This window comes from Streptomyces sp. NPDC047061 (assembly GCF_040643955.1).
Taxonomy (GTDB): domain Bacteria; phylum Actinomycetota; class Actinomycetes; order Streptomycetales; family Streptomycetaceae; genus Streptomyces.
This window is the reverse complement of the sequence record NZ_JBEYVI010000003.1, coordinates 440,399-462,488: the sequence shown is the minus strand read 5'-3', so window position 1 is coordinate 462,488 and position 22,090 is coordinate 440,399. Positions and strand designations below refer to the sequence as shown.

Genomic DNA, 22,090 nt, shown 5'->3' with positions numbered 1-22,090 from the left:
GCGGGCCGTACACCCGTCCGCACGGGCCGTACGGACGGGTGATTGCCGTACGACTCGCCCGGCGCCCGCTCGCCCCCGCGCGGGCGACCGCCCACCCTGTGGCGCATGGCGAAATGTGAAGTCTGCGGCAATGACTACGGAATGACCTTCGAGGTGCACGCCCAGGGCGCGGTCCATGTCTTCGACTGCTTCTCCTGCGCGATCCACCGCATGGCCCCGCTCTGCGAGCACTGCAAGGTCTCGATCATCGGGCAGGGCGTCGAGGCCGAGAACCAGTGGTACTGCGGCGCCCACTGCGCCCGCGAGGCGGGGAAGGCGGGCATCGTCGACCGCGTGTGACCCGGTACCCGCCCGTTCGCGCCCCACGACCGAGTTGTACGGTCGTGGGGTGTACCGCTTCCTGTTGACCCGGCAGTGGGTGATCCTCACCCTCATCTCGCTGCTTCTCATCCCCACGATGATCCGCCTGGGGTTCTGGCAGAAGCACCGGTACGAGGAGCGCAGCGCCCGCAACCAGCTGGTCGCCGAGGCGCTCGGCGCCAAGCCGGTGCCGGTCGAGCAGGTGACCGAGCCGGGGCACGCCGTGACCCGCAAGGAGCGGTACCACACCGTCTCCGCGACCGGCACCTTCGACACCGCCGACGAGGTCGTCGTCCGCCGCCGTACCAACTCCGACGACGAGGTCGGCTACCACGTCCTCACCCCCTTCGTGCTGACCGACGGCAAGGTGCTGCTGGTCAACCGGGGCTGGATCCCGTCGGACGGCCCGAGCCAGACCGCCTTCCCGAAGATCCCCGCGCCGCCGGCCGGCAAGGTCACCATCCAGGGCCGGCTGATGCCCGACGAGACCACCGCGGCCAGCGGCATCAAGGACCTCAAGGGCCTGCCGGACCGGCAGATCATGCTGATCAACAGCGAGGAGCAGTCGCGCCGGCTCGGCAAGCAGGTCCTCGGCGGCTACATCGAGCAGACGGCGCCGCAGCCCAAGGGCGACACCCCGGAACAGATCTCCGATCCGGGCAAGGAAGACGCCCCGCTGAACTACGCGTACATGATCCAGTGGTGGCTGTTCGCCGCGGGCGTCCCCTACGGCTTCTTCGTGCTGGTCCGCCGTGAGGCACGCACGCGTGCGGAGGCGACGGCGGAGCAGGAGACGGCCGAGGAAGCGGAACCGGCCGCCGTCTGAGCGCCGTGCCGCGTCACTCCCCCGGCCCACCCCCTGGTTCGCGCCCCGACCGGACGGGAAACCGGGTCCCGTGGACCGACGCATCGAGGACTACGCGCTCATCGGCGACGAGCAGACGGCGGCTCTGGTCGGCCGGGACGGCTCCATCGACTGGCTGTGCCTGCCCCGCTTCGACTCGGCGGCCTGTTTCGCCAGGCTCCTGGGCGACGAGGACCACGGCCACTGGCGGATCGCCCCGCAGGGCGCCACAACCTGTACCCGGCGCGGCTACCGGCCCGACACCCTGGTCCTGGACACCGAGTGGGAGACCGACGGGGGCACGGTCCGCGTCACCGACCTGATGCCCCAGCGCGACCGCGCGCCCGACGTCGTACGCATCGTCGAGGGCGTCAGCGGCCGCGTCACCGTGCACAGCACGCTCCGGCTCCGCTTCGACTACGGCTCGGTCATCCCGTGGATGCGACGCTCCGGCGGGCACCGGGTCGCCGTGGCCGGACCGGATTCGGTATGGCTGCGCAGCGATCCGTCCGTGCGCACCTGGGGCGAGGACTTCGGCACCCACTCGGAGTTCACCGTCGCCGAGGGCGAGCGGGTCGCGTTCGTGCTGACCTGGCACCCCTCGCACGAGCCGCGCCCGCCGCTCGTGGACCCGTACGAGGCGCTGCGCGCCAGCGTCACCGACTGGCGGCGCTGGACCGCCCGCTGCACCTACGCCGGCCCCCACCGGGACACGGTCGTACGCTCCCTGATCACCCTCAAGGCGCTCAGCTACGCGCCGACCGGCGGCATCGTCGCCGCGGCCACCAGCTCGCTCCCCGAGGAGCTGGGCGGGGTGCGCAACTGGGACTACCGCTTCTGCTGGCTGCGCGACTCCACCCTCACCCTCGGCGCCCTGCTCGCCGCCGGCTACCACAAGGAGGCCGAACGCTGGCGCGACTGGCTGGTCCGGGCGGTCGCCGGCGACCCGGCGGACCTGCAGATCATGTACGGCCTCGCGGGCGAACGCCGGCTGCCCGAGTTCGAACTGCCCTGGCTGCCCGGCTTCGCCGGCTCCAGCCCGGTACGCGTCGGCAACGGCGCCGTCGACCAGCTCCAGCTGGACGTGTACGGCGAGGTCATGGACTCGCTGTCGCTGGCCCGCACCGCCGGGCTGCCCACCAAGCCGCACATGTGGGCCATCCAGTGCGCGCTGATGAAGTTCCTGGAGAAGGCCTGGCGGCAGCCGGACGAGGGCCTGTGGGAGGTCCGCGGCGGCCGCCGGCACTTCGTGCACTCCAAGGTGCTGGTGTGGGTGGCCGCGGACCGCGCCGTGCGGACCCTGGAAGACCACGCGGAGCTCAAGGGCAATCTGCAGGGCTGGCGCGCGCTCCGCGACGAGGTGCACCAGGAGGTGTGCGACAAGGGGTTCGACACGCAGCGCAACACCTTCACGCAGTACTACGGCTCCCGCGAACTCGACGCCTCCCTGCTGCTGATCCCGCGCGTCGGCTTCCTGCCCCCGGACGACCCCCGGGTGATCGGCACGGTGGACGCGATCCGCGACGACCTGGGTCAGAACGGGTTCCTGCGCCGCTACGACACCGACGCGATCGGCGTCGACGGGATGCCGGGCGGCGAGGGCGCCTTCCTGGCCTGCTCGTTCTGGCTCGCCGACGCCCTGCACATGACGGGCCGCACCGACGAGGCGAGGCAACTGTTCGAACGGCTGGTGGGCCTCGTCAACGACGTGGGGCTGCTGTCCGAGGAGTACGACCCGGAGACCGGACGACAGCTGGGCAACTTCCCGCAGGCGTTCAGTCACATCGGGCTGGTGAACACCGCCCTCACGCTCTTCGACGGCGAGAAGGCAGGATAGGAGCCATGGATCTTGGACTGAAGGACCGGGTGTACGTCGTCACCGGAGCCACCCGCGGGCTGGGCCACGCGGCCGCGCGCGAGCTGGTCGCGGACGGGGCGAAGGTCGTGGTGACCGGACGGGACGAGAAGCGGGCCGCCGAGGTGGCGGCCGAGCTGGGGCCGAACGCCGTGGGCGCGGCCGTCGACAACGCGGATCCGGCGGCGCCGGAGCGGCTGATCGCCCTCGCGCGTGAGCGTTTCGGGGGGTTCGACGGCATCCTCGTGAGCGTGGGCGGGCCCGCGGCCGGGTTCGTCGCGGACAACACGGACGAGCAGTGGCAGAGCGCGTTCGAGTCCGTGTTCCTGGGGGCCGTACGGCTCGCCCGCGCGGCCGCGGCCGAGTTGGAGGACGGCGGTGTCATCGGGTTCGTGCTGTCCGCGTCGGTGTACGAGCCGATTCCCGGACTGACGATCTCCAACGGGCTGCGGCCGGGACTCGCCGGGTTCGCCAAGTCGCTGGCGGACGAGCTGGGGCCGCGCGGGGTCCGGGTGGTGGGGTTGCTGCCGTCGCGGATCGACACGGACCGGGTGCGGGAGCTGGACGCCATGTCCGCCGACCCGGAGGCGACCAGGGCCGAGCACGAGTCGCGGATTCCGCTGCGGCGGTACGGGACGGCGGAGGAGTTCGGGCGGGTGGCGGCGTTTGTGATGTCTCCGGCCGCGTCTTATCTGACGGGGATCATGGTGCCTGTGGACGGGGGGATGAGGCACGGGTTCTGACGGTCGGTTCTACGGGCGCGGGTGGGTGGGGGCTTGTCGCGCCCACGCGGCGGCAGCCGCACATTGATACAGCCCCGCACCCCTGAAGACAGGGGCGCGGCCCTGGTCGGCGTTATCAACTCACCCTCTCCGCACGGTGCTTCACCGACGTCAGTCGGACCTCTGCGGGGAGCTTCTTCAGTGCCGCCGAGTCCCTGGCATGTGTCAGGGCCTGGGCCGTCAGGGTGTCCAGAGCCTCCTCCGGGGCCACGTCCGGCTCCAGTTGGAGCCATACCCGTACCTCCGGTGCCGTGCGCGTGCCCTTCAGGACCGCCTGGGCGTGGGACACGCCGTGCTGGTGGGCCGCGTCCGTGGCCAGGACCGTCTCCAGGGCCCTGCCGCGCAGCAGCGCGCTCTCGCCGTCTCCCGTGTCCACCCGGACCTCGGTCAGGCGGCGTCGGCGCAGTTGCGCGGTCAGCCACCAGAGGGCGAGCAGGACCAGGACGGCCAGTGCGGCCAGGACCGTCGGCCACCACCAGCCCGCGTCGCGCCAGCGGGTGCGCTCGGCCGTGCTGAGCAGGACGTCGTGGCGGCCGGTGTGGATCCACCAGGAGGGGGGCGGGGCGCCGAGGCCGACGGCCAGGACCGAGCCGCCGAGGGCGAGGAGCAGAAGACCCGCGAGGGCGATCAGTACGCGGTTGACGGTGCCGAGCACGGCGTCACCCCTTCCGGCCGGGGCGGATCACGTGGAGGGTCAGGGCGGGTGGGCGGGCCAGCCCCATCGCGCGGATCGCGTCGGTCAGGGCCGCCTCCAGGTCACCCCGCACCTCGTCGAGTTCGCGGAAGTGGGAGACGGCGAGGACGTGGGCGCGGGAGCGGCGCAGCCGTACCCGCACCCGGCGCACGCCCGAGATCTCCATGGCCCGGTCGCGCAGCAGCAGGGCGGCCGCGTCACGGCGCAGCCCGGCGCGCACGTCGGGGTGGGTGCGGCGCATGGGCAGCAGGTCCCGCAGCCCGGGCGTGACGGCCAGGACCAGCAGCCACAGGCCGAGGGCGGCGGCGATGCCCGCGCCCACCAGGACCCAGGTGTCGTCGAGGGGCTGCCGGGCCAGTTGGCGGGCCAGTTCGCGGCGCCAGTGCATGGCGGGGTGGTGGGCCCGTACGGCCGCGATGTCGTACAGGAAGGCGCCCGCGGTCACCAGGACGAGCACCGCGACCAGGGCCGCGGGGACCCGGCGCGGGGACCAGAAGCGGCGCTCCTGGCCGGCCGGGGGTGCGGCCGGTGGTGGCGGCGGCTTCTCGACGACCGGTGCCTGCTCGGTGTTCATCACGCCCTCCCCTGGGTCCGGGCCGGGTGCAGCCGTTCCACGTGGACGGCGACCTCCGGCACCTCCATGTCCACCAACGCGCCTACCCGCTCGACCACATGCCGACGCACCGCCGCGCAGCGGGCGCCGATGTCGGACGGGTAGTCCAGTTCGAGGTGGACCCGGACGCGGGCCGTGTCGTGGTGCGTGACCACGGTGGCGTGCGGGGGCACGGCGTCCTTCGGCAGGGGGCCGAGCGCCTCGCGGGCCGCCTGCGCGGCGATCTTCGCCACGACCCGGTCGGCGATCCGGACGGCGCCGCGTTCACCGGGCGCCACGACCTTCGGGGCGCCGTGCGTCTCACCGCTCGCGAAGGTCATCGCCGACGGTCACGCCGGTCGCCGCGGGTGCGGAAGAAGTCGCCGAGTTCGAGGTCCCCCTCCGCGAACCGGCCGACGACGAACCCGATGGCCCCGAGCGCCGCCACCAGCAGAAAGGCGCCGAACCCGCCGAAGTACCCGGCGAAGCCCAGCGCCATGCCGGCGATCATGCCGACAACGGCCATACTCATGGTGCGCTCCCCTCAAAGATCCCGGTCACCGGTCCCGGTCACCGGCACGGTCGGCAGTCCCGGTCGGCAGTTCCGGTCGGCAGTTCCAGTCAGCGGTCCCGGTCGGTGGTCACTGGAGCCGGGACTCCGGCTCCTCTTCCCCTTCCTCCGGAAGCTTCACATCACTCACCGCGATGTTGACCTCGACCACTTCCAGGCCGGTCATCCGCTCCACGGCGGCGATCACGTTCTCCCGCACCGCGCGGGCCACGTCGGCGATCGACACCCCGTAGTCCACGACGATCTCCAGGTCGAGCGCGGTCTGTACCTCGCCGACCTCGGCCTTCACGCCCCGGCTCACGGACTTGGAGCCGCCGGGCACCCGGTCGCGCACGACGCCGAAGGTGCGGGCGAGGCCGCTGCCCATCGCGTGCACGCCGACCACGTCCCGGGCCGCCAGTCCGGCGATCTTCTCCACGACTCCGTCGGCGATCGTCGTCCGCCCCCGGGTCGCCGGGTCGCCGCCGCCGCGCCGGACGGTCTTCCGGGTCTGTACCGTCGGGTCCTTCTCGGGCTCCGCCGCCATCTCGGTCATCGCCGTGCGTCCCTTCCCGTCGTCGTCCTGCGACCACGGTACGTGCGGATGTCCTGTCGTGCCCCGGAGATGCGGCAGGCTGGAGCAATGACGGCGGACCGACGGACAGAGACGGTACGGCACCCCCTGGGCTTCGGCAGGCTGCTTCCGCTGGGCGGGCCGCGGGACGGGGCGTGGCTCACGGAGGCGGTGGCGGACGCGGTGCTGCGGCGGGCGGCGGCCGAGGTGCCGGGGGTGCGGCTGGGCGCGGTGCGGATCGCCCTGGCGGATCCGGCGGACGTGGCGGAGCCCGTCGTACCGTCACCGCCCGGTGCGGTGCCGCCGGGGCCGCTGCGTCTTTCGGCGGACTTCGCGGCGACGGCCGCCGAACCCCTGCCGGCCACGGCGTCCCGGCTGCGGCGGGCGCTGGCCGCGGCCACGGTACGGCTGGGGCTGGCGGTGACCGAGGTGGACCTGCGGGTGACCGACCTGCTGGAGGAGGAGCCGGGGGCGCCGGAGGCGGTACGTGTGCCCCGGCCGCCGTCGGTCCGGGAAGGGACGGATGCCGACGGGGCCCTGGTGACGGCGGCGGCGCTGGCGGTGCCGGGGGTGGCACGGGTGACGGGGGCGCTGAGCCGCGAGGTCCATTTCCAGGCCGCGCTGCCGCGTCGGCATGTGCGGGTGGAGGTGGCGCTGACCGACGGCCCGCGGGCCGTCGAGGTGGCCCGCCGGGTCCGCGCGGCGGTCGGCGAGGCGCTGGAGGATCGGCCGACGGTGGCTGTATTGGTGACAGATGTCGCCTGAAGCGCGCCCCGTCAGGGGCGCGCGGAGGCTGTATTGGTGACGGGCATCGGCTGCAGCGCCCCGTAAGGGGCGCGAGGAACTGCGCGATCGGCCCCCACCGGCCCGCAGTGAACTACTCGCCCACCCCGGCAAGGTCCCGCAGCCGCCGGGCCTGCGCCTGCCGCTCCGCGGCCCGCTGCTCGTCGTAGGTACGGCCGCTCGCACCCCGCAGCAACGCCTTGGTCTCCACCACGGCGTCCCGCGGCGCAGCCAACAGCGCGCCCGCGAGGTCCTGGACCGCCGCGTCGAGTTCACCCACCGGCACGGCAACGCTGGCCAGCCCGGAAGATACCGCCTCCGCGGCCTGGACGTACCGTCCGGTCGCGCAGATCTCCAGCGCGCGGGCGTAGCCGACGAGGGAGACCAGCGGATGCGTGCCGGTCAGGTCCGGCACCAGTCCGAGGCTGGTCTCGCGCATGGCGAACTGCACGTCGTCCGCGACGACGCGCAGGTCACACGCGAGGGCCAGCTGGAAGCCGGCCCCGATGGCGTGTCCCTGCACGGCGGCGATCGACACGATGTCGCTCTCCCGCCACCAGGTGAACGCCTCCTGGAATCCCGCGATGGCCGCGTCGAGTTCGGCGTCGTCACGGCGCGCGAGCTCGATGAAGGTCGGCTCGCCCGGGATCCCCTCCGGCGAGAACATCTGCCGGTCGAGGCCCGCGGAGAAGGACTGGCCCTCACCGCGCAGCACGACGACCCGGACCGACCCCGGCAGCGACCGCCCGGCCTCGGCCAACGCCCGCCACAGAGCGGGGCTCTGGGCGTTGCGCTTGGCCGGGTTGGTCAGCGTCACCGTGGCGAGCGCGTCGTCGACGGTGAGCCGTACGCCGTCCTTGTCGAGAACAGGAGCGAGGTCCTGGTCGGGCGAAGCCATGGGGCGCCTCCGATGTGTGCGGTCATCACGCATTGCCTTACGGCATGCTAAGTGACTGCACAGTAACCACCCGGCCGATCACCCGACCGACCGGGTGGCCACCATCGAAGCCGATGGGCCGCCCGGGGTCAGGACGCGGCTTTCTTGCCCCGCGTCGCCCCGCCACGCCCACGCAGCGTGACACCCGACTCGCTCAGCATCCGGTGGACGAAGCCATACGAGCGGCCGGTTTCCTCGGCCAGTGCCCGAATGCTCGCACCGGAGTCGTACTTCTTCTTCAGGTCTGCCGCGAGCTTGTCGCGCGCGGCGCCGGTCACCCGGCTGCCCTTCTTCAGAGTCTCGGCCACCCGTGCCTCCTCATGGGAAGTGCGCTCTGGTCCCCTCATGATCACCCCTCCGGGGCGCGATGGCCACCCATTCGGCAAGGTCCGTGAGACATCGTTGTGACGACAGGAGTTCATCCCCACATGCGGAATCCAGGATTCCGCCGAGGGCCGTCCGCAGGGCCGAACGGGTTCATCCGCGAAGTGCCAGGTCAGAAGCGGAAAGCGGCCGATCCCTTGTCGACAAAGGGATCGGCCGCAAAATCGATGTAGGACACACCTCGATACGAGGAGATCTCACGCAGATGGTGGATCACCGATAGGCCGAATGATCCATAGCCAGTGGATCAGGCATTCGATCAAACGAGGGCGACGCGATCGGATCTTCGGATCTCACCGGATCCCACCGGGCCTCACCGGGTCTCAGGCGAGGGCGACCAGGTCCGCGTAGTCGGCGCCCCACAGGTCCTCGACGCCGTCGGGAAGCAGGATGATCCGCTCGGGCTGGAGCGCCTCCACGGCGCCCTCGTCGTGGGTGACGAGGACGACCGCGCCCTTGTAGGTGCGCAGGGCGCCGAGGATCTCCTCGCGGCTGGCGGGGTCGAGGTTGTTGGTCGGCTCGTCCAGGAGCAGGACGTTCGCGGAGGAGACGACCAGGGTCGCGAGGGCGAGGCGGGTCTTCTCGCCGCCGGAGAGGACCCCGGCCGGCTTGTCGACGTCGTCGCCGGAGAACAGGAACGAACCCAGCACCTTGCGGACCTCGACGAGGTCCATGTCGGGCGCCGACGAGCGCATGTTCTCCAGGACCGTGCGCTCCGGGTCCAGGGTCTCGTGCTCCTGGGCGTAGTAGCCGAGCTTGAGGCCGTGGCCTTCGACGACCTCGCCGGTGTCGGGCTGCTCGACGCCGCCGAGGAGGCGCAGCAGGGTGGTCTTGCCGGCGCCGTTGAGCCCGAGGATGACGACCCTCGACCCCTTGTCGATGGCAAGGTCGACGTCGGTGAAGATCTCCAGCGAGCCGTACGACTTCGACAGGCCCTCGGCGGTCAGCGGGGTCTTGCCGCAGGGCGCGGGCTCCGGGAAGCGGAGCTTGGCGACCTTGTCGGAGACGCGGACGGCGTCCAGGCCGGCCAGCAGCTTGTCGGCGCGCCGGGCCATGTTCTGGGCGGCGACCGTCTTGGTGGCCTTGGCGCGCATCTTGTCGGCCTGCGAGTGCAGTGCGGCGGCCTTCTTCTCGGCGTTGGCGCGCTCCCGCTTGCGGCGCTTCTCGTCGGCCTCGCGCTGCTGCTGGTAGAGCTTCCAGCCCATGTTGTAGACGTCGATCTGGGAGCGGTTGGCGTCCAGGTAGAAGACCTTGTTGACGACCGTCTCGACCAGGTCGACGTCGTGGGAGATCACGATGAAGCCGCCGCGGTAGGTCTTCAGGTAGTCGCGCAGCCAGACGATCGAGTCCGCGTCCAGGTGGTTGGTCGGCTCGTCGAGCAGGAGGGTGTCCGCGTCGGAGAACAGAATCCGGGCCAGCTCGATCCGGCGGCGCTGACCGCCGGAGAGCGTGTGCAGGGGCTGGCCGAGCACCCGGTCGGGCAGGTTGAGCGCGGCGGCGATGGTGGCGGCCTCGGCCTCGGCGGAGTACCCGCCCTTGGTGAGGAACTCGGTCTCCTGGCGCTCGTACTGCTTGAGCGCCTTCTCGCGGGTGGCGCCCTGGCCGTTGGCGATGCGCTGCTCGTTCTCGCGCATCTTGCGGATCAGGACGTCCAGGCCGCGCGCGGACAGGACGCGGTCGCGGGCGAGCACGTCGAGGTCGCCGGTGCGGGGGTCCTGCGGGAGGTAGCCGACCTCGCCGGAGCGGGTGACGGTGCCCGCGGCGGGGATGCCGTCGCCGGCCAGGACCTTGGTGAGGGTGGTCTTGCCTGCGCCGTTGCGGCCGACCAGGCCGATGCGGTCGCCCTTGGCGACGCGGAAGGTGGCGTTCTCGATGAGGATGCGGGCACCGGCGCGCAGCTCGATACCGGAGGCGGAGATCACGGACAGACTCCAGAGCGTACGGATAGTGACGGGTGGGCGGCTGAGGACGTTCCCGCCGTCTAATGCGCGAGGAGAATGGCCATGGGCCAAGTCTAACGGGGCGGCGCAAGCGCTTTTTCGGTGCGCGGGTGTTCGGGGCCGCCCGTGCCGGGCCGGTCGTTGCCCAGTGGCGTGCGGTGCGGAGCGATTCCCCCCAGGTCGTCCACGGCGACGAGTTGCGCGGTCCAGGCGCCGTGCGCGCAGGGCTGGGCGACGAGCAGGGCACGGCCGTGACGTACGGCACGTTCGGGACGGAACGCACAGCCCGCGCGGGCGGGCAGCACCCAGCGCAGGTCGCCGTCGGCGGTGCGGTACGCGGTGATCCGGGCCGGGGTGACGATCGCGAGGATGCCGCGGTCCAGGGGGCGCAGGACGCCGGCGCCGCCCCTGGTGCGCAGCCAGCCGGCCGCCGCGGGCAGGGCGCGGTGCCAGCGCACGGAGCGGCCGTCGGTGTCGGTGACGAGCCCGTCGTCCCAGACGGTGAACGCGTGCCCGTGCGTGGGCAGCACGCTGAGCGGGCGGCGGCCCACGCGCGCGTAGCGCCAGCGCAGGGACCGCCCGTCGTAGGCCTCGACGCCGTCCCCGCGCGCGCGTGCGGTGTGCGCGGGCGGGCCCGGGGTGAGGCGGTCGCCGTAGGGGGCGGGGCGGATCTGGTGGGCGACGGCCACGAGCACGGCCACGACGAGCAGGGCGAGGGCAGGGGCGAGGAGGCGCTTGCGGGGCTTGAGGGGGCCGCGGGCCGGGGGCGCTCCCGGGAGGGCGGTCTGCGGCCGCTGCGGAAGGGCCGTCTGCGGCCGCTGCGGGAGGGCGGTCTGCGGCCCTTGCGGGTGGGCCGCCGAGGACTGCTCCGGGACGGTGGTCCGGGGCTGCTCGGGGCGAGGCTGCTTCGAGTGGGCGGTCGCAGACCGCTCCGGGCATGCCTCGGTGTCGGGTGGCTCGGTCCTCCCGTGGTGCAGAACCGCCACCCCTTCCCCCCTCGGCGCCCGGCCGGGCGCCCCTGTGCCATGAGTCAGTCGCAGAGCGTAGCCACGCGTGCGAGGGGCGGGCGGGCGTGACGCGGGGTCGGGGCGGGACGTCGCCCGTTCGGGCGTTCGTCCGGTCATCGACGCGAAGTGGCGGCGCGGATGGCGCAAGGTGGTGGTGGGGGACGGTGCGAGCAGAAGGCGGTGCCCCATGCAGTTCGACGACGACGCGAACCTGGACACCTCCGAGGTGCAGGATGTGCGGGGCAGCCGGATCCCGGGCGGAAAGGCGACCGTCGGCGGCGGCCTGGTCGGCCTGATCGCACTGCTTCTCGCCCTCTTCCTCGGTGTCGGCCCGGATCAGCTGGGGCTCTCCTCCGGGGACAGCTCGCCCGCGCCCGCCTCCTCCTCGCTGGCGCAGGTGCAGCAGACCTGCCGTACCGGACAGGACGCGAATGCCAAGGAGGACTGCCGGATCGTGGCGGTGGTCAACAGCGTGCAGGACTTCTGGACGCAGGAGTTCCGCCGCCGCCACGGCACCTACACGGCCTCCCCCACGGTCTTCTTCAGCGGGCGGGTCGGCACCGCGTGCGGGACGGCGACCGCGGCGGTGGGGCCGTTCTACTGCCCGGGCGACCGGAAGGTCTATCTGGACTTCGGCTTCTTCGACGAGCTGCGGACCAGGTTCGGGGCTGGCGGCGGGCCGTTCGCCCAGGCGTACGTCGTGGCGCACGAGTACGGGCACCATGTGCAGCACCTGATGGGCACGTTGAGCAGGTCCCAGGACAACCTGACCGGCGCGAGCAGCAATTCGGTGCGGACGGAGCTGCAGGCCGACTGTTACGCCGGGGTGTGGGCGCACCACGCGACGACCACGAACGACAAGTCGACCGGCCGGCCGCTGATCACGAGTCTGACGACCGCGGACATCGAGGACGGGCTGGACGCGGCGGCGGCCGTGGGCGACGACCGGATCCAGGAGCGGTTCCAGGGGCGGGTGACACCGGAGACGTGGACGCACGGGTCGGCGCAGCAGCGGCAGCAGTGGTTCTACCAGGGGTACCGGAGCGGGGACATGGCGCGCTGCAACACCTTCCGATGAGCCGTTGACCTGCAACGACGGTACGGGCCGGGGGCGTTGTCAGTGCCGGGTGCCAGACTGGGGACCAGGCCGGAACGACGGCTTTCGGGGGCCGACACACAAGGGAGTGATCGGGATGGCGGGCACGAGTGGCGGGCGGCCGAGCATCTATCCGTCGCTGCTGTACACGGACGCGAAGGCGGCGATCAAGCAGCTGACGGAGGCCTTCGGCTTCACCGAACTGTCGGTGTACGAGGGCGAGGACGGCATGGTCCTCCACGCCGAGCTGGTGCAGGGCAACGGCGCGATCATGCTGGGCTCCAAGGGCCGCGGCGGCCGGTTCGACGCGGCGATGGAGGGTGCGGGCCCGACCGGGGTGTACATCGTCGTGGACGACGTCGACGCACACCACCAGCGCGCCGTGGACCACGGCGCCGAGATCCTGATGCCCCCGACCGAGCAGGACTACGGTTCGCGGGACTACATGGCCCGGGACGTCGAGGGCAATGTCTGGAGTTTCGGCACGTACGCCCCGGAGATAGGGGCCTGATCCGCCCCTGCCTTCAGCCGCCGGTGTGCACCTGGAAGGCGGCTCTGCGGACGGCCTTGGCCAGCGCCGGGTCGGGGTGGGCGGCGGCCAGCGCGACCAGGACCTGCACGGTGCGCGGGTGGCCGACCGCGCGCACCTCGTCGAGCAGCACGGGGACGGTGGGCTGCAGTGCCGACTCGAGGTGGCGGACCAGCAGCGGCGCCTCACCGTGGTCGGCGACCGCGGCGGCCGTGTCCACCCAGAGCCAGGTCGCCTCTTCCCTGGTGAGCACCTCGTGGGCGTCCTCGGGGTCGACCCCGTCGTGCTCGGCCAGCCACAGCAGGGCGTACGGCCGCAGGGTCGGCTCGTCGACGACCGCGCGGACGTCCGGTTCGGCAGGGGCGCCGACGACGCGCAGCGCCTCGAAGGCGAGGCCGCGCAGCAGGGCGTCCTCGCCGCGGGCGGCGTCCACGAGTTCGGTGACGGCGCCGCCGACGGGGCGGGCGGCGAGCCAGGCGCGGTACTCGGCGCGGGCCGCGTTGGGCCGGAGCTGGGCGCAGCCGCGCAGCATCTCCTCGGCGGCGACCTCGATGTTCCCGGCGGGGCTCTGCGCGGCGACGCAGATCTGCTCCAGCTTGACCCAGACCGCCCAGCTGCCCAGCGGGGTGAGGGTGGCCTGGTCGTCGCCGTAGGTCAGCGCGCCGACGGAGGCGAGGGCGTGCAGGGACCAGTCGAGGAGCGGGGCGAGCTCGGCCTCGTCGGCGGGGGCCGGGTCCTCGGCCGGGGCGTGGTCCGCCGGGTCGGCGTCGGCGGAGCGCACGGCGGCGAGCGGCCCCGCGGTGCCGGTCTCCGGGTCGTAGGGGACCTCGCAGCGCTCGGTGCGCAGTTCGGTGACCCGCTGCCCCAGCAGGTCCAGGAGCTGCTCGACCGGGACGGGACCGGCGGACAGCTGGAGGAAGGAGAGCACCTGGGGCATGGCCGAGACGACCTCGGCGACGGCGGCGGCCTCGAACTCCGCGGGCTCCGGGTGCGCGAGCGACCAGGCGTCGAAGAGGGCGACCCAGCCGCGCAGCACGGCGCTGTCGTCGCGGTCCCAGGCGCGCAGGCGCCAGCCGGGGCGTGCGCTGTCGCCGTGCACCTCGACCAGACCGGCGAGGCGGGCGGTGTCCCAGTCGGCGCGGACCTGAGCGGCGGTCAGGCCCAGGTCCTCGGACGCGCGTTCGGCGGACGCGTCGGAGAGGGTGGCCTTGCCGTCGGCGGTGGCGCCGTCGCTGCCGGGCCCGAGGGCGGCGTCGGCCCAGTGGGCGACGCGGGCCGCGCCGGCGAGGCCGAACCGTGCCATTCTGGCCAGCTCGGCGGGGGCCGGGGTGCCCTCGGGCGGGCGGGGTGCGGGGCGGCGCGCGGGCCGCTGGTTCATCGCTCGGGGGGCGGCGGCCAGGGGTCGCGTTCGGACGAGTCGAAGCCTTGAGTCGCGCGGGATACGGGACGTCACGGGTGCAGTCTTCCGGTTGACGGTCCGAAAACCCAAACGGAATGTCACGGCGGGCGACGGGGCTGGCCAACGCACGGGGTGCGAGGGGAGGCGAGGAGACATGTTCAGGCCAGTGGTACGGCCTTAAACGGAACCTTCGGAACCGGCCGGAATCAGGGTTTCCGGCTTGGGACGGACAGGGGCCGGGGACGCCGAGGGGAAGGACCGGCGGGTGCGGGAAGAATCACATCGGGGGCGCCACCGGACGAAGGGGCGTTCATCAGGGAGCGCACGCGCCGGGGCGCATGGCATCGGGGGCACATGGCATCGGGGGCACATGGCATCAGCGGCGGGGCGGATCACATCAGCGGCGTGAGGAACCGGCGCAGTCGTTCCTCGTACTCCTCCGGGTCGGCGTTCCACATCGCGCCGTGCGGGGCGTCCGGGACGGTGTGCAGGGCCACCCGGTCGGGGCGCCGCTCAGCGAGCCGGCGGGAGTACACCCAGGGGGCCACCGTGTCGTCCGGGCCGTGCACGATCAGGGTGGGCACGGTGAGGTGTTCCGGGTCGACGGGGTCGCCGACGTGGTCGGCGTGCAGGCCGACACGGCCCTGGGCGGCGCGCACCGCGAGCGGCAGCAGGGGCTCGGGGGTGTGCCGGGCCTGGGCGAGGGCGCGCAGGGTGGCCTCCCAGCTGAGCACCGGGGAGTCCAGGACGAGGCCGGAGACGCGTTCGCGCAGTGCCGAGTGGGCGGCGGCGCGCAGCGCCATGGTGGCGCCGGTGGACCAGCCGTGCAGGACGACCCGGCGGGCGCCGTAGCGGACGGCGTAGCGGATCGCCGCGTCCAGGTCGCGCCACTCGCTCTCGCCGAGGTGGTTCAGGCCGTCCGGGGAGCGTGGGGCGCCGAGGTCGCCGCGGTAGGCGAGGGCGAGGACCGGCAGGCGCCGGGCGTGCAGGAACGCCATGACGTTCATGGGGTGCTCGCGGGTGGTGCCGAGGCCGTGCACCGCGATCACCCAGGTGTCCCGGTGGCCGGGCACGAACCAGGCGGGCAGCGGGCCGAGTTCGCCGGGCAGGTCGACGTCGGCGTACTCCAGGCCGAGGGCGGTGCCCGGGTTGCCGATGTGGATGTTGGCGGTGAGCCAGGCCCTGTCGCCGGTCTCGAAGGTGCCGTGGGTCACCCGCTCCAGCCGCCGTACGACGGTGTCGGCGGTGTCCGCGGCGGCCGCCAGGACGGCTCCGACGACCGCGTGCGAGCCGTCGCCGGCCAGGCCGTAGGTGCCGGGGCGCAGCGAGGCGAGGTCACGGGTGAGGGTGATGCGGCCGGCCGCGGTGCCGTGCACGGTGAGCCGGGGTTCGGTGGGCAGGGGCCGGCCGGGCGGTGCCTTCAGCGCGGCGTCACTCGCGTACCGCCCCGCGGCCACGCCGGCCGCACCGGCGGCTAGGACGGCACCGACGGCAGCGGCCGTGACTTTGACTGGGCGCACCTGTCCAGTGTCGGGTCGGACACCGACGGCGGCCAGTGGAGCGGAAGGGGCCGTCGCGGCGAAGAAGGACGGCGAAGGGCGGAGAAGGGCGGCGAAGGGTCGAGGGCGGTCCGGGCGGGCTCAGTGCCGTCGCTGCCCGTACCCCCGCAGCCGCTCGCCGACCTCCGTGATCTGTTCCGGGGACAGCAGGCTCGGGGTCAGGCCGGGCACCGAGGACGCCGTGAGCCACAGGCGGCACATCCACTCCAGCTGGGCGGTGCGGTCGTAGGCCTGGGTGAGGGTGGTGCCGTGGGTGATCGTGCCGTGGTTCTGGAGGAGGCAGCCGGAGCGGTCGGTCAGGGCGCGGAGCATGTTCTCGGCCAACTCGTCGGTGCCGTACGTCGCATACGGGGCAACCCGGACGGCGCCGCCGAGGGCCGCGGACATGTAGTGGATCGCCGGCAGCTCGGGGACGAGCGTCGAGACGGCGGTGGCGTGGACGGCGTGGGTGTGGACGACCGCTCCGGCGCCGGTGCTGCCGTAGATCGCGAGATGCATCGGCAGTTCGCTGGTCGGGACCAGGGTGCCGAGGACCTGGCGGCCGGCGAGGTCCACGCCCGTCACGTCGTCCGGGCCGAGGCTGTCGTACGGCACGCCCGACGGTGTGACCAGCACGGTGTCGCCGACGCGGACCGAGACGTTGCCGGAGGTGCCGACGACCAGCCCGTCGGACACCGTGCGGCGGGCCGTTGCGACGAGTTCGCGCCAGGCAATCGCCTCCTCCGCGCGTACATCCCGCCTTCGCGGCTCCGACACACGCTGTGCGCCGGCCCGTCCACCCCGTCCGTCACGCTCGTCCCGCTGCTGCTCAGCCATGGCCCGATCCTGTCAGGCGGCGCCCCAACCGCCCCGCACGGCAGGGCACTTTAGACCGGACGTCCCGAATCCAGTAGAGCGCAAATCATCCCAAAGCGTTCCATTTCCCGGCTTGGCCGAAGATCGCCGAGGATACGCCGATCTTCCAATAATCTCTGGACGATTTTCCGTACACGTTGCCATTCCGGGGGGAAACATGGCCCGTGACCGCATTCCGCCGTCCCGCCACCGCGTCCGCGTCCTGGCGGCGTCCATGGCGGCGCTCGCCCTCGCGGGGCCCGCGGCCGCGCTCGCCGGGACACCGGCGTCCGCGGCGAGCCTGCCGAAGGGACACGACGTCTCCTCGCACCAGAAGAGCGTCGACTGGCCGAGCGCCAAGGCGAAAGGCGCCAGGTTCGTCTACATCAAGGCGACCGAGTCCACCACCTACCGCAACCCGTACTTCGGCCAGCAGTACAACGGTTCACGCAAGGCGGGGATCGTGCGCGGCGCGTACCACTTCGCCCTGCCGGACAAGTCGTCGGGCGCCCAGCAGGCCGCGTACTTCGTGAGCCACGGCGGCACCTGGACGGCGGACGGCTGGACCCTGCCGCCCGCGCTCGACGTCGAGTACAACCCGTACGACAGGAAGCACAGGTGCTACGGGCTGAGCCACTCCAGGATGGTCAGGTGGATCAGGTCCTTCAGCGACGAGCTGCAGCGGGAGACCGGCCGGCGGCCGGTGATCTACACGACCACCAACTGGTGGAACCTCTGCACCGGCGGCAGCAGCGCCTTCGCCGACCACCCGCTGTGGATCGCCCGCCACGGCTCGGCGGACGCCGGGACACTGCCGGCCGGATGGTCGTCCTGGACCTTCTGGCAGTACGACAACAGCGGCAGCCTGCCGGGTGACCAGAATCTCTTCAACGGGTCGGCGGGCCGGCTGAAGTCGTTCGCCATGGGCCTCTAGCCAAGCGGGGACTGGGCCGCCGGACCGGCAACGGGACGGCGGCCCCGGTCCGCCCGGCTCCCGGGCACCCTCAACTCGGTTCCATACACCGCCAAGACTGCCTCAGTTCACCTTCCGTTCATCCAGGTTGCCTACGGTCCAACAGCCAATGACCTCGAAAGATTGCCTGGGTAAATGGAAAACTTCTCGCTGATCCTCGCGATTGTGGTGGTCACCGCACTCGCGTTTGATTTCACGAACGGTTTCCACGACACCGCCAACGCGATGGCCACGACCATCTCGACCGGCGCGCTCAAGCCCAAGATCGCAGTGACCATGTCCGCCGCGCTCAACCTGGTGGGCGCCTTCCTCTCGGTGGAGGTCGCCAACACGATCTCCAAGGGTCTCGTCGACGAGAACGGCATTCGTCCCGAGGTCATCTTCGCCGCGCTCGTCGGCGCCATCCTCTGGAACCTCGTGACCTGGCTGGTGGGCCTGCCCTCCAGTTCCTCGCACGCCCTCATGGGCGGTCTGGTCGGCGCCACCGTCGCGTCCGCCGGCTTCGGCGCGGTCCACGGCGACGTGCTCGTCACCAAGGTCCTGCTCCCGGCGGTCGCCGCCCCCCTGGTCGCGGGCCTCGCGGCGACGCTCGCCACCCGCCTGTCCTACGCGATCGGCAAGAACGCCGACGACAACGCCACCCGCAAGGGCTTCCGCGCCGGCCAGATCGCCTCCGCCGGACTGGTCTCGCTCGCGCACGGCACCAACGACGCGCAGAAGACGATGGGCATCATCACCCTCGCGCTGATCGCGGGCGGCTCCATCGCCCCCGGCTCCAACCCTCCCACCTGGGTCATCCTCTCCGCCGGCCTCGCGATCGCGCTCGGCACCTACATCGGCGGCTGGCGGATCATCCGCACCATGGGCAAGGGCCTGACCGACCTTCAGCCGCAGCAGGGCTTCGCCGCCCAGACCAGCGCGGCCACCGCGATCCTGGCCTCCTCGCACCTCGGCTTCTCCCTCTCCACCACGCACGTCGTCTCCGGTTCGGTGATGGGCGCGGGTCTCGGCCGCAAGGGCGGCACGGTCCGCTGGTCCACCGCGACCCGCATGATGGTCGCCTGGGTGCTCACGCTCCCGGCCGCCGCGCTGGTCGGCGCCCTCGCCGAGTCCGTGACGGACCTCGGCGACTGGGGCACGGCGGTCGTCGCCGTCTTCCTCGTGGCCGCCAGCGCCACGATCTGGAAGCTCTCCCGCCGCGAGGTCGTGGACAGCGTCAACGTCAACGACACCGGCGCCACGGAGCCGGCCGGCGTGGTGACCACGGCGATCGCCGCCGTGACCCCGCCCCCCGCGGGCACGGTCGCGGAGGACCTGACCGCCACGATCCCCTCCCCTTCCCCCGCCCCGGCCGCTCCCGCGACCGACCCGGCCGCCACCGTCTGACCCCCGAGGAAGAAGCGACATGAACATCGACTGGGCAGCCATCGGCTCCGTCTTCGGCGTCAGCCTCGTGGCCACGGTGGGCCTGGTGGCCCTCTTCACCCTCGGCATCAAGGGCCTCTCCGCCCGCGAACGCGCCACCGCCCAGGGCAACTCCGCGACCCTGGCCGTGACCGCCGCCTACCTCTGCTTCGCCGGCTGCACGGCCGCCGTGGCCTGGGGCATCCACCTGATCGTGGCGAAGGCCTGAGGTCCCACCACCCAAAAGCCCTACCGCCCGCGCCGCGGTTCCGTCGGTCAATGCCGACGGAACCGCGGCGCAGTGCAGTACCGGTACCCGCGGGGTCGTCGGCGGGCGTCAACCCGCCGCGATCGACCACACGAGTGGCAGCAGGGACGCATGACGCCCACTACGCCCGGAGTCACAGGATTCGTGTGGAAATTTTTCGCTGAATACGGACCGTGGCCGGAGATCCCACCACCTTCGCCGCATCACACGAACCACTTTCCTACCACTCCTCCGTGTACGAGTGCGGCACTTTCGGGGGTTTTATCCGCATTCGGGCTCGCATTGCGACCTCACCTGAAAAGACACATGTCATACTGACCAGCGCTGGCCGCGACGGTCGAACTAACCTACTCTAATGGGTAGTTACAGTTCGACGGTGGCGGCCCGACAAGTCAGCGACGACATGTGGCAGGGAGCACCATGGCCAGAGACATCGATCCGAGCCTGAATCGCCGCAGGCTGCGAATCGAGCTGCGCAAAGCCCGGGAGCAAGCCGGACTGACGCAGCGGGACGCCGTGAAACGTCTGGAATGGTCACTGTCCAAACTCATCCGGATCGAGGCGGGAACAGTCAGCCTCGGCGTCACCGACCTCCGGGCGCTGCTCCAGTTGTACGAGGTCGCGGAGCCGGACCTGGTGGCGGAACTGGAGGAGGCCGCCCGTGGCTCAAAAGGGCTGTCGTGGTGGGCTCAGTACAGCCAGGTGGTCTCCCCCGCATACGCGCTGTACCTGGGCTACGAGGGGGCGGCGGACACAATCCGCATGTACAACCCCGTCATCCTGCCCGGTCTGTTCCAGACCGCGGACTACGCCACAGCACTGCAGTCCGCCACCGCGCAGCAAGCAGATGTGGGGGCGCAGGTGGATCTGCGCATCACCCGTCAGGAGCGGTTCTTCGACGGCGACCACGGCCCCGAGGTGGACGTCGTACTGGACGAAGCGGCACTGCGACGGGAGGTCGGCGGTCCCGCGGTGATGCGACGGCAGCTGGACCACATCAAAACGCTGGCGGACCACCCCCGGACGACCGTCCGGGTGTTGCCGTTCTCCGCCGGCGCGCATTTCAGTGTCAGCACGGCTTTCATCCTGTTGGGATTCAAGGACGACGACGATCTGCTCTACCTGGAGGGTCCCGCGGGCGGTCTGTCCAGCCGCGACGACCTGGACCTCTCGGCCCGCTACCAGGAGTGCTTCGAAGAGATCAGCGCCATCGCGTACGAAGGTGACCGGATGATCGAGCTGCTCGACACGGTCAGGGAGAGTCTGGACAACGGCTGAATCCGGGCTACTACGGCCCGGCGTGAGACGGGGGAGGGCCGATGGCCGTCTTCGGAATACGGGCCTGGTGGGAGCGGTTGCGCGGGTCGACCGGGGCGGGTGCGTCCGGTGATCCGCCGGCCGCCGCCTCGGACAGCGGCGCGCACCATCTCGACGACACCGCCCTGAAGGCCTACGCCATGCAACGGCAGGAGTGGGCGGAGGCGCTCATCCAGGTGGAGAACGCCAGAGTGGCCGGAGAGATCCGGCTGCTGTCGGCCCGGCTCCTGCTCGGCACGGCGTGCGGCAGCGTCCTGCTGCTCAGCATCACAGTGGCCGCGCGGGTCGCACCCAGCGTCCCGCTCGGCTCCCTGACGCCCCTGGGCACGGCGGTCGTCGGCGCGGTCAGCGCGGCGATCCTCACGGCACTGGGTGCGGGGCTCGGCAGGACGCTGAGCAGGCGTTCCGCCGATGCCCCGGCCGCTCCCGTCAGCGGTGCCGCTGCCGCGTCTGACCGGCCGCCAGAAGGCGGTTCAGAACCTGGAGCCGGTCACTGACGGGGGTCAGCCCCCACCACAGACCGGCGCCCACGGCCACCAGGACCGTCACCACCAGCCACACCAGGCCGCGGGCCGCGCCATCCGGCACCAGCAGTGCCGCCAGCGCGCCCACGCCGACGGCGAGGATTCCCGTCACCGAGCAGTAGAGCGCCAGCGGAAGGGCCGTTGCCGGCCACGCCCCGCGGACACCGCGATCACCCAGCCGGGCAGCGGCAGATTCCTTGGCTCGGTCTCCCATGCGTGTACCTCCCGTCCCCCCGCGCGGTGACTCAGCCGCCGCGCGTCTGCGGGTCCACAAGCTCCGCCAGAAAACCACACCACGCCGCGTGACGAAAGACGAGCACAGCGTCTTGACGCCACTTCGAGTCGCGGACCCGCACGCGGTCACTCCCCGGGGCCACTTCCACGCACTCGTTCTGGCCGCTCGAATGGCTGCTTCTGCGCCACGCCCGCCCCGACAGCTCCCTGCCGACCACGCCCACCTCCTCCAGCTCCACTGGCAACCACACGGTCATGGACACCGTCATCCAGCCGACGGTCCGAGACCGCCGGTCGGCGCGTACACGCACGCCCGTTCCCCTCAAGTGTTCCCAGGTTCCTGGCCGGGAAAGAGCCCAGAAACCGCCTATTCGGCCGCCTGACGACACATCAGCGGTGTGGACCTCAGCACACCGCAGCTCCGCAGGTCAACGGCAAGTTGACTGCCGTTCGGACGCGTGGTGGACTGCCCGAGCCAAGTACGGCGGCAAGGGAGGAAGCCGGTGTGAATCCGGCGCGGTCCCGCCACTGTCACCGGGGTAGCAATCCCCGGGAGCCAGGAACTCCCACCGCCGGTCTCGTCGAACCAGGGCGCGGACACCCTGAGTGAGGACATATCGCCATGCGCGGCTGCCGACCGAGGTTCAGTAA

Annotated in this window: 26 protein-coding genes and 1 riboswitch; of the genes, 12 read left to right on the top strand and 14 right to left on the bottom strand. The window is 72.0% G+C overall.

The genetic code is table 11. The features are described from left to right. Nucleotides 1-105: 105 nt before the first annotated feature. From ABZ887_RS08175 to ABZ887_RS08160, 4 genes are all read left to right on the top strand, one after another. A complete protein-coding gene (locus tag ABZ887_RS08175; protein WP_361284438.1) occupies nt 106-339 on the top strand; it encodes a hypothetical protein in 234 nt (77 codons plus the stop codon). A 49-nt stretch (nt 340-388) separates the two neighbouring features. Further along, a complete protein-coding gene (locus ABZ887_RS08170) occupies nt 389-1,186 on the top strand; it encodes an SURF1 family protein (protein WP_361284435.1) in 798 nt (265 codons plus the stop codon). 70 nt (nt 1,187-1,256) lie between these two features. After that, nucleotides 1,257-3,041 (top strand): glycoside hydrolase family 15 protein, encoded by a 1,785-nt coding sequence (locus tag ABZ887_RS08165; RefSeq protein ID WP_361284432.1) that lies wholly within the window; start codon nt 1,257-1,259, stop codon nt 3,039-3,041. 5 nt (nt 3,042-3,046) lie between these two features. After that, entirely contained in the window at nt 3,047-3,802 is a 756-nt protein-coding gene (locus ABZ887_RS08160; protein ID WP_361284429.1) for an SDR family oxidoreductase, read from the top strand. Nucleotides 3,803-3,917: 115 nt separating this feature from the next. On the opposite strand, the gene amaP is transcribed toward ABZ887_RS08160, so the two are convergent. The 5 genes from amaP to ABZ887_RS08135 form a co-directional block, all read right to left on the bottom strand. Continuing rightward, nucleotides 3,918-4,496 carry an alkaline shock response membrane anchor protein AmaP gene (gene amaP, locus ABZ887_RS08155; RefSeq protein WP_361284426.1) on the bottom strand — a complete coding sequence of 193 codons (579 nt, stop codon included), beginning with the start codon at nt 4,494-4,496 and terminating at the stop codon, nt 3,918-3,920. A gap of 4 nt (nt 4,497-4,500) precedes the next feature. Next, nucleotides 4,501-5,109 carry a DUF6286 domain-containing protein gene (locus ABZ887_RS08150; protein WP_361284423.1) on the bottom strand — a complete coding sequence of 203 codons (609 nt, stop codon included), beginning with the start codon at nt 5,107-5,109 and terminating at the stop codon, nt 4,501-4,503. After that, nucleotides 5,109-5,468, bottom strand: a complete 360-nt coding sequence (locus ABZ887_RS08145) for a hypothetical protein (RefSeq protein WP_361284419.1) — start codon at nt 5,466-5,468, stop codon at nt 5,109-5,111. Before ABZ887_RS08145 ends, ABZ887_RS08150 begins: the two co-directional genes overlap by 1 nt. Then, the gene (locus ABZ887_RS08140; RefSeq protein ID WP_361284416.1) at nt 5,465-5,659 is read right to left on the bottom strand and encodes a hypothetical protein; all 195 of its coding nucleotides are present in this window, start codon (nt 5,657-5,659) and stop codon (nt 5,465-5,467) included. The genes ABZ887_RS08145 and ABZ887_RS08140 overlap by 4 nt, the downstream gene beginning before the upstream one ends. A gap of 109 nt (nt 5,660-5,768) precedes the next feature. After that, nucleotides 5,769-6,233 (bottom strand): Asp23/Gls24 family envelope stress response protein, encoded by a 465-nt coding sequence (locus ABZ887_RS08135; RefSeq protein ID WP_361284413.1) that lies wholly within the window; start codon nt 6,231-6,233, stop codon nt 5,769-5,771. An 87-nt stretch (nt 6,234-6,320) separates the two neighbouring features. On the opposite strand from ABZ887_RS08135, the gene ABZ887_RS08130 reads away from it, so the two are divergent. Then, the gene (locus tag ABZ887_RS08130) at nt 6,321-7,016 is read left to right on the top strand and encodes a nucleopolyhedrovirus P10 family protein (RefSeq protein ID WP_361284410.1); all 696 of its coding nucleotides are present in this window, start codon (nt 6,321-6,323) and stop codon (nt 7,014-7,016) included. Nucleotides 7,017-7,128: 112 nt separating this feature from the next. Here the strand turns inward: ABZ887_RS08130 and ABZ887_RS08125 are convergent, their stop codons facing one another. The 4 genes from ABZ887_RS08125 to ABZ887_RS08110 all read right to left on the bottom strand — a co-directional run bounded on the left by ABZ887_RS08125 (nt 7,129) and on the right by ABZ887_RS08110 (nt 11,281). Beyond that, entirely contained in the window at nt 7,129-7,932 is an 804-nt protein-coding gene (locus ABZ887_RS08125) for an enoyl-CoA hydratase/isomerase family protein (RefSeq protein WP_361284407.1), read from the bottom strand. Nucleotides 7,933-8,060: 128 nt separating this feature from the next. Next, the gene (locus ABZ887_RS08120) at nt 8,061-8,279 is read right to left on the bottom strand and encodes a helix-turn-helix domain-containing protein (RefSeq protein WP_046727957.1); all 219 of its coding nucleotides are present in this window, start codon (nt 8,277-8,279) and stop codon (nt 8,061-8,063) included. A 399-nt stretch (nt 8,280-8,678) separates the two neighbouring features. Beyond that, entirely contained in the window at nt 8,679-10,277 is a 1,599-nt protein-coding gene (locus ABZ887_RS08115; protein ID WP_361284403.1) for an ABC-F family ATP-binding cassette domain-containing protein, read from the bottom strand. A gap of 92 nt (nt 10,278-10,369) precedes the next feature. After that, nucleotides 10,370-11,281 carry a hypothetical protein gene (locus ABZ887_RS08110; protein ID WP_361284400.1) on the bottom strand — a complete coding sequence of 304 codons (912 nt, stop codon included), beginning with the start codon at nt 11,279-11,281 and terminating at the stop codon, nt 10,370-10,372. Between the two features lie 208 nt (nt 11,282-11,489). Here ABZ887_RS08110 and ABZ887_RS08105 point away from each other — a divergent pair, with 208 nt between their 5' ends. Continuing rightward, nucleotides 11,490-12,380 carry a neutral zinc metallopeptidase gene (locus tag ABZ887_RS08105; RefSeq protein WP_361284397.1) on the top strand — a complete coding sequence of 297 codons (891 nt, stop codon included), beginning with the start codon at nt 11,490-11,492 and terminating at the stop codon, nt 12,378-12,380. Nucleotides 12,381-12,495: 115 nt separating this feature from the next. Continuing rightward, nucleotides 12,496-12,909, top strand: coding sequence for a VOC family protein (locus ABZ887_RS08100; RefSeq protein ID WP_361284394.1), 414 nt, complete (start codon nt 12,496-12,498; stop codon nt 12,907-12,909). A 13-nt stretch (nt 12,910-12,922) separates the two neighbouring features. On the opposite strand, the gene ABZ887_RS08095 is transcribed toward ABZ887_RS08100, so the two are convergent. The 3 genes from ABZ887_RS08095 to ABZ887_RS08085 form a co-directional block, all read right to left on the bottom strand. After that, the gene (locus ABZ887_RS08095) at nt 12,923-14,305 is read right to left on the bottom strand and encodes a hypothetical protein (RefSeq protein ID WP_361284391.1); all 1,383 of its coding nucleotides are present in this window, start codon (nt 14,303-14,305) and stop codon (nt 12,923-12,925) included. Nucleotides 14,306-14,718: 413 nt separating this feature from the next. Continuing rightward, nucleotides 14,719-15,846: an alpha/beta fold hydrolase gene (locus ABZ887_RS08090; protein ID WP_361284388.1), complete on the bottom strand. Its 1,128-nt coding sequence runs from the start codon at nt 15,844-15,846 to the stop codon at nt 14,719-14,721. A gap of 120 nt (nt 15,847-15,966) precedes the next feature. Continuing rightward, the gene (locus ABZ887_RS08085) at nt 15,967-16,701 is read right to left on the bottom strand and encodes a class II aldolase/adducin family protein (protein ID WP_361284385.1); all 735 of its coding nucleotides are present in this window, start codon (nt 16,699-16,701) and stop codon (nt 15,967-15,969) included. Between the two features lie 196 nt (nt 16,702-16,897). On the opposite strand from ABZ887_RS08085, the gene ABZ887_RS08080 reads away from it, so the two are divergent. From ABZ887_RS08080 to ABZ887_RS08060, 5 genes are all read left to right on the top strand, one after another. Then, entirely contained in the window at nt 16,898-17,653 is a 756-nt protein-coding gene (locus tag ABZ887_RS08080; RefSeq protein WP_361284382.1) for a lysozyme, read from the top strand. A 174-nt stretch (nt 17,654-17,827) separates the two neighbouring features. Next, nucleotides 17,828-19,078 (top strand): inorganic phosphate transporter, encoded by a 1,251-nt coding sequence (locus tag ABZ887_RS08075; protein ID WP_361284379.1) that lies wholly within the window; start codon nt 17,828-17,830, stop codon nt 19,076-19,078. A gap of 19 nt (nt 19,079-19,097) precedes the next feature. Next, on the top strand, nt 19,098-19,325 hold the full coding sequence (locus ABZ887_RS08070) for a hypothetical protein (RefSeq protein ID WP_361284376.1): 228 nt from the start codon (nt 19,098-19,100) through the stop codon (nt 19,323-19,325). A 459-nt stretch (nt 19,326-19,784) separates the two neighbouring features. After that, nucleotides 19,785-20,642 carry a helix-turn-helix transcriptional regulator gene (locus ABZ887_RS08065; protein WP_361284373.1) on the top strand — a complete coding sequence of 286 codons (858 nt, stop codon included), beginning with the start codon at nt 19,785-19,787 and terminating at the stop codon, nt 20,640-20,642. 41 nt (nt 20,643-20,683) lie between these two features. Further along, nucleotides 20,684-21,178 carry a hypothetical protein gene (locus tag ABZ887_RS08060; protein ID WP_361284370.1) on the top strand — a complete coding sequence of 165 codons (495 nt, stop codon included), beginning with the start codon at nt 20,684-20,686 and terminating at the stop codon, nt 21,176-21,178. Here ABZ887_RS08060 and ABZ887_RS08055 read toward each other — a convergent pair. Together ABZ887_RS08055 and ABZ887_RS08050 are read right to left on the bottom strand one after the other, a co-directional pair. Continuing rightward, entirely contained in the window at nt 21,111-21,419 is a 309-nt protein-coding gene (locus tag ABZ887_RS08055; RefSeq protein WP_361284367.1) for a hypothetical protein, read from the bottom strand. The two genes, ABZ887_RS08060 and ABZ887_RS08055, sit on opposite strands and share 68 nt — an antisense overlap. A 31-nt stretch (nt 21,420-21,450) precedes the next feature. Continuing rightward, on the bottom strand, nt 21,451-21,708 hold the full coding sequence (locus ABZ887_RS08050) for a DUF397 domain-containing protein (RefSeq protein ID WP_361284364.1): 258 nt from the start codon (nt 21,706-21,708) through the stop codon (nt 21,451-21,453). Between the two features lie 176 nt (nt 21,709-21,884). After that, nucleotides 21,885-22,025, top strand: a riboswitch (cobalamin riboswitch). Nucleotides 22,026-22,090: the final 65 nt, after the last annotated feature.

Coding starts and splice junctions, on each gene's coding strand:
- ABZ887_RS08135 (WP_361284413.1), bottom strand. CDS start 6,233: ATGACCGAGATGGCGGCGGAGCCCGAGAAGGACCCGACGGTACAGACC.
- ABZ887_RS08100 (WP_361284394.1), top strand. CDS start 12,496: ATGGCGGGCACGAGTGGCGGGCGGCCGAGCATCTATCCGTCGCTGCTG.
- ABZ887_RS08075 (WP_361284379.1), top strand. CDS start 17,828: ATGGAAAACTTCTCGCTGATCCTCGCGATTGTGGTGGTCACCGCACTC.
- ABZ887_RS08055 (WP_361284367.1), bottom strand. CDS start 21,419: ATGGGAGACCGAGCCAAGGAATCTGCCGCTGCCCGGCTGGGTGATCGC.
- ABZ887_RS08175 (WP_361284438.1), top strand. CDS start 106: ATGGCGAAATGTGAAGTCTGCGGCAATGACTACGGAATGACCTTCGAG.
- ABZ887_RS08125 (WP_361284407.1), bottom strand. CDS start 7,932: ATGGCTTCGCCCGACCAGGACCTCGCTCCTGTTCTCGACAAGGACGGC.
- ABZ887_RS08130 (WP_361284410.1), top strand. CDS start 6,321: ATGACGGCGGACCGACGGACAGAGACGGTACGGCACCCCCTGGGCTTC.
- ABZ887_RS08065 (WP_361284373.1), top strand. CDS start 19,785: ATGGCCAGAGACATCGATCCGAGCCTGAATCGCCGCAGGCTGCGAATC.
- ABZ887_RS08085 (WP_361284385.1), bottom strand. CDS start 16,701: ATGGCTGAGCAGCAGCGGGACGAGCGTGACGGACGGGGTGGACGGGCC.
- ABZ887_RS08050 (WP_361284364.1), bottom strand. CDS start 21,708: ATGACGGTGTCCATGACCGTGTGGTTGCCAGTGGAGCTGGAGGAGGTG.
- ABZ887_RS08140 (WP_361284416.1), bottom strand. CDS start 5,659: ATGAGTATGGCCGTTGTCGGCATGATCGCCGGCATGGCGCTGGGCTTC.
- ABZ887_RS08095 (WP_361284391.1), bottom strand. CDS start 14,305: ATGAACCAGCGGCCCGCGCGCCGCCCCGCACCCCGCCCGCCCGAGGGC.
- ABZ887_RS08060 (WP_361284370.1), top strand. CDS start 20,684: ATGGCCGTCTTCGGAATACGGGCCTGGTGGGAGCGGTTGCGCGGGTCG.
- ABZ887_RS08070 (WP_361284376.1), top strand. CDS start 19,098: ATGAACATCGACTGGGCAGCCATCGGCTCCGTCTTCGGCGTCAGCCTC.
- ABZ887_RS08145 (WP_361284419.1), bottom strand. CDS start 5,468: ATGACCTTCGCGAGCGGTGAGACGCACGGCGCCCCGAAGGTCGTGGCG.
- ABZ887_RS08080 (WP_361284382.1), top strand. CDS start 16,898: ATGGCCCGTGACCGCATTCCGCCGTCCCGCCACCGCGTCCGCGTCCTG.
- ABZ887_RS08160 (WP_361284429.1), top strand. CDS start 3,047: ATGGATCTTGGACTGAAGGACCGGGTGTACGTCGTCACCGGAGCCACC.
- ABZ887_RS08105 (WP_361284397.1), top strand. CDS start 11,490: ATGCAGTTCGACGACGACGCGAACCTGGACACCTCCGAGGTGCAGGAT.
- ABZ887_RS08150 (WP_361284423.1), bottom strand. CDS start 5,109: ATGAACACCGAGCAGGCACCGGTCGTCGAGAAGCCGCCGCCACCACCG.